This is a genomic window from Streptomyces sp. McG3, from assembly GCF_018619185.1.
Classification (GTDB): domain Bacteria; phylum Actinomycetota; class Actinomycetes; order Streptomycetales; family Streptomycetaceae; genus Streptomyces.
In genome coordinates this window covers 1-4,680 of the sequence record NZ_JAAXYC010000456.1, presented here as the reverse complement: position 1 = coordinate 4,680, position 4,680 = coordinate 1, and the positions used below count along the sequence as shown (strand labels likewise).

Annotated in this window: 6 protein-coding genes; 4 read left to right on the top strand and 2 right to left on the bottom strand. The window is 72.1% G+C overall.

The features are described from left to right. Window positions 1–13 precede the first annotated feature (13 nt). Complete coding sequence (locus HET64_RS36765) at window positions 14–811, bottom strand: SLATT domain-containing protein (protein WP_215111579.1); 798 nt, start codon at window positions 809–811, stop codon at window positions 14–16. 367 nt (window positions 812–1,178) lie between these two features. On the opposite strand from HET64_RS36765, the gene HET64_RS36760 reads away from it, so the two are divergent. The 3 genes from HET64_RS36760 to HET64_RS36750 all read left to right on the top strand — a co-directional run bounded on the left by HET64_RS36760 (window position 1,179) and on the right by HET64_RS36750 (window position 2,974). Beyond that, window positions 1,179–1,523: a YbaB/EbfC family nucleoid-associated protein gene (locus tag HET64_RS36760; protein WP_003967515.1), complete on the top strand. Its 345-nt coding sequence runs from the start codon at window positions 1,179–1,181 to the stop codon at window positions 1,521–1,523. 90 nt (window positions 1,524–1,613) lie between these two features. Next, the gene (gene recR / locus HET64_RS36755; protein WP_215111578.1) at window positions 1,614–2,213 is read left to right on the top strand and encodes a recombination mediator RecR; all 600 of its coding nucleotides are present in this window, start codon (window positions 1,614–1,616) and stop codon (window positions 2,211–2,213) included. Between the two features lie 101 nt (window positions 2,214–2,314). After that, complete coding sequence (locus HET64_RS36750; RefSeq protein WP_215111577.1) at window positions 2,315–2,974, top strand: DUF5063 domain-containing protein; 660 nt, start codon at window positions 2,315–2,317, stop codon at window positions 2,972–2,974. Between the two features lie 53 nt (window positions 2,975–3,027). Here HET64_RS36750 and HET64_RS36745 read toward each other — a convergent pair whose 3' ends face one another. Continuing rightward, window positions 3,028–3,870, bottom strand: a complete 843-nt coding sequence (locus HET64_RS36745) for an NAD(P)H-binding protein (RefSeq protein ID WP_215111576.1) — start codon at window positions 3,868–3,870, stop codon at window positions 3,028–3,030. Between the two features lie 176 nt (window positions 3,871–4,046). Here HET64_RS36745 and HET64_RS36740 point away from each other — a divergent pair, with 176 nt between their 5' ends. Continuing rightward, window positions 4,047–4,580 (top strand): SgcJ/EcaC family oxidoreductase, encoded by a 534-nt coding sequence (locus HET64_RS36740; protein WP_215111575.1) that lies wholly within the window; start codon window positions 4,047–4,049, stop codon window positions 4,578–4,580. Window positions 4,581–4,680: the final 100 nt, after the last annotated feature.

Sequence of the window (4,680 nt, the reverse complement as noted above, 5' to 3'; positions counted from 1 at the left end):
GGCCCCGGACTCCTCACCGCGGCGGCGACTCCGGCGGCCGCTGCCGCGGCATGTTCGGCCGCGCCGCCACCGACGGCATCGAGAACCGCCCCGGCGCCGCCCCGGCCTCACCGCGCCCTCCCGCGCTCCCCGTCGCCAGGGCCTGCATCCCCATCGGCGCGGGCCCCGCCCGGAACTCCACCATCCAGTCCGCCGTCTCCGACCGCACCAGCTCGGTGATGTCCTCGGAGAACCTCCGCAGCACCCCCAGGCACCGCTCGGCCGCCTCGCTGGCCGTGCCCTCGGTCGGCCCGAGCATCTCCCGTACGCACTCCGAGGCCCAGTCGAACTGGAGCACCTGGAGCCGCCGCTGCACGGCCTGGGCCGTGGCGAGGTTCCTTATCCACCCGGAGGTGAGACCGAAGTACCGGTCGCAGGCCATGCAGGCGGCCCCCAGCAGCAGGGACAGGTAGCCCCAGCCCGCCGAGCCGCTCAGCGCGCCGGTCAGGTCGAGCAGCGGCAGGGCGGCCCCGGCGACCACCCCGGCGGCGGTGCCCATCCGCAGGGCCCTGGCGGCCCGGCGCTTCCGGACCCGGTCGTTGAGATACCAGTCGGCGGTGTCCAGCGCCCCGGTCTCGACCCAGCGGTAGAGCTCGTCGAGCCGCTCGGCCGGCTCGCCCCAGTCGCCGAGGGGGAACGGGCGCCCGGTCAGATCGCGCCCGTGGCGTCCTCTGCCCGGGCCGGAAGCGGAATGCTCAACTCCGTTTTCACCGGATCCCGCATCGGACTCCTTGCGGGGCGGCCCCTCGGGCTGCATCTCCGGCTGACTCACCGGGGCACTCCTCTGCACTCTGACGGACGGGACGGACGCGTAGGGCTTCCCGGAACCGGACCCGACCGGCCCGGAGAGGGCGGGGCGGTCCGCGCGACCGACGACCCCCGCGGGGTAACTCTGCGTCACCGCACATGCACGCTCGTGTGCCGATGTGCATGCCCTTCCTACCGCCGAATGGTGGGCCGTGGAGTCGAAATCGCGGGATTCCCGCCTGCGTACGGCCCCTGGTCAGGTATAGGAGCACTCACGCCGGTTCCTGAATCTCACCCGAAAGAGTTGGTCCCCGGCGGGTGGAGCGCGGCGACCGGGGAGCACGTAGGCTCGGCTTACCGAACCATTTGTCGTCGAAATGCCAGGAGTGACCGTGATTCCCGGTGGTGGCCAGCCCAATATGCAGCAGTTGCTCCAGCAGGCCCAGAAGATGCAGCAGGATCTCGCGGCGGCCCAGGAGGAACTGGCCAGGACCGAGGTCGACGGACAGGCGGGCGGCGGTCTCGTGAAGGCCACCGTGACCGGCTCCGGCGAGCTCCGCGCCCTGGTGATCGACCCGAAGGCGGTGGACCCGGAGGACACCGAGACGCTCGCCGACCTCGTCGTCGCGGCCGTCCAGGCGGCCAACGAGAACGCGCAGGCGCTCCAGCAGGAGAAGCTCGGCCCGCTGGCCCAGGGCCTGGGCGGCGGGGGCGGTATCCCCGGCCTGCCGTTCTGACCGGACCGGACGGAGCCGGGCCCACGAGGCCTACTGGTACCGACCCGTACCCACTACGGTACGGAGCAGGAAGCAAAGAAAGGCGTTCCGTTGTACGAAGGCGTTGTTCAGGACCTCATCGACGAACTGGGCAGGCTGCCCGGCGTCGGTCCCAAGAGCGCGCAGCGGATCGCCTTCCACATCCTGCAGGCCGAGCCCACGGACGTACGACGGCTCGCGCACTCCCTCCTGGAGGTCAAGGACAAGGTCCGCTTCTGCGAGGTGTGCGGCAATGTCGCGCAGCAGGAGCAGTGCGGGATCTGCCGGGACGCGCGCCGCGACCGGACCGTCATCTGTGTGGTCGAGGAGCCCAAGGACGTCGTGGCGATCGAGCGGACGCGTGAGTTCCGTGGCCGCTACCACGTCCTGGGCGGGGCGATCAGCCCCATCGAGGGCGTCGGCCCGGACGACCTGCGCATCCGCGAGCTGCTGGCGCGGCTCGCGGACGGCTCCATCACGGAGCTGATCCTCGCGACCGACCCCAATCTGGAGGGCGAGGCCACCGCGACGTACCTGGCGCGGATGGTCAAGCCGATGGGTCTCCGGGTGACCCGGCTGGCCAGCGGCCTGCCGGTCGGCGGCGACCTGGAGTACGCCGACGAGGTCACCCTGGGCCGTGCCTTCGAGGGGAGGCGGCTGCTGGATGTCTGACACCACCGCCGTACGCCCCCGTCACGTACCGCACTCCGCTCTGCCGTCCGCTTCGTCGTCCGCTTCACCGTCTGTGACCGCGCCCACGGGAGGTCCCCTCGATGTCTGACGCCACGCTGAACTCCGTCACGCAGGACCCGGGCGACTTCGCCGTCCAGATCGCGGACCAGATCAAGACGTTCATCGTCGCGGTCACCGAGGTGTCCAAGGTCGACGAGCCGGAAGAGGCCGTCCCGGTCCTGCTCCTCCAGGTCTCGCAGCTCCTGCTCGCGGGCGGCCGCCTCGGCGCGTACGAGGACGTCCTGCCCGACGAGAGGTACGAACCGGACCTCGGCCCCGAGCCGGACGCGGACGGCCTGCGGGAGCGGTTCGCGGCGCTGCTGGAGCCGATCGACGTCTACTCCGAGGTCTTCGACCCGTACGAGCCCCGCAAGGCCCCGGTCCCGCACCGGATCTCCGACGACCTGGCCGACCTGGTCACCGACCTCGGCCACGGCCTCGCGCACTACGACGCCGAGCGCACCACCGAGGCGCTGTGGTGGTGGCAGTTCTCGTACTTCTCCAACTGGGGCTCCACCGCCTCCGCCGCCCTCCGCGCCCTCCAGTCCCTGGTCGCCCACATCCGCCTCGGCCAGCCCCTGGAAGAGCTGGACGGCCTGGACACCGACCAGGACCCGGGCGAGGAGGACCTCGCCGAGGAGGCGGGCCGCGTGATGCTGGAGGAGATCGCGGCGCCGCTGGGCCTGCGCCCGGTGAAGTAGCGGAGCCGACGGGCCCACCGGAACGCGTAGAGGTCACCGGAACGCGCGGGCGGTCACCGGAACGCGTCGGCGTTCTCCTCGGCCCAGCGGCGGTAGGAGCGGGCGGGCGAGCCGGTGACCCGGGCCACGGTGTCGTGCACGGCCAGCAGCGCGTCGTTGACGTCGCCGCCCATCAGGTCGAGGACGCTGTCCGCGACCTCGGCCCCCATCATCGCGGCCATCGGCGGGTACGCCTCCACCCGCGTGACCACGACGCAGGCCACCTCCCGGCCCAGTACCCGCCCCAGCTCACCGGCCTGCCGCCGCGGGCTGATCCGCTTCGGCCCGGTGAGCGGGTAGGTCCGCCCCCGGTGACCCGGCCCGGTCAGCGCCGCACGGGCCACCGAGGCGATGTCGGAGGGGTGGACGGTCGGCAGTCCGACGTCCGCGTACGGCACGCGCACCACGGATTCGTCGCGCACGGACCGCGCCCACCAGAGGCTGTTGGAGGCGAACTGCGTCGGCCGCAGGACGGTCCACTCCATCCCGCTCTCCCGCAGCCGGCGTTCGACGGCGAGATTCGCCCGCGCCGGGCCGAGATGCGGATGGGTCATCACGGTGATGGAGGAGACCAGCACCACGTGCTCCACCCCCGCGTCCCGGGCGGCGTCGAGCACTCCGGCGTCGTCGCCGACGCCCGAGATCAGGAACAGTGAACGCACCCCGCCCAGCGCGGACTTCAGCGACTCGGGCCGTCCCAGGTCGCCTTCCGCCACCTCGACCCCGTCGGGCAACGCGGCCCCGGCCCGCGCCGCGTCCCGAGTCAGGGCCCGGACGCCGGCCCCGTGCCCGTCCACGGACAACTGCCGTACCAGTTCGCTGCCGACGTTCCCGGTCGCACCGGTCACCAAAATCATCGCTGAGCGCTCCTCTGTCCGGTCCCTGTTCGACGACGGGAACGCTAGGACCTCAACCAGTCTTGAGATCAAGCCGGTTGGCCGAGACCGCCGCCACTTGACCTCAACCGCGCTTGAGGGGCGAGGCTCCTGGTGAACGGCCGGCACGACGGCCGCACCCCGCAAGGAGATTCCTCATGAGCGCCAAGGCCACCGCCTCCACGCCCGCCGCCTCCACGCCCACCGTCATCGGAGTGCCCGCCCCGCAGGAGGACGTGGACGCCATCGTGGCGTTCGTCGCCGGCGTGCAGCACGCCCAGCAGAACGCGCTGCCCGACGCCTTCCTCGGCGGCTTCCGCGAGGACGCCATCTGGACCACGGCCCACGGCAGGAGACTGACCGGCCTGCCGGAGATCAGCGCCTTCACCCGCAAGGTGCTGCCTCCGCAGGCGGACTCCCCGGTGACCGCCACGTACACGGTCGACCTGATCCTCTTCGTCCGCCCCGACATCGCCGCCGTCAAGATCCGCCAGCGCCCTGCCACCCGGGACGGGGTGTACCTGGACGAGATCTTCCACGGCCAGGAGGACCCCTCCGCACTGGTGGCCGCCCACCCCGAGGCGGTCCCCGGCACCCCGACCTACTTCCTGGCGAAGGACGACGGGGTCTGGCGTATCGCGGCCGCGCAGAACACCCAGGTCCTCGACGTGGAGACGCTGACGGCCGGCTGAGCCGCCCGGCGTGATCCCGCAGGTCCGCAGGTTCGCAGGTCCGCCCGAGGCTCAAGCCCCGAGTCGCGAGCCCCGGGCTCCGAGCCCTCTCTGTAGGAAG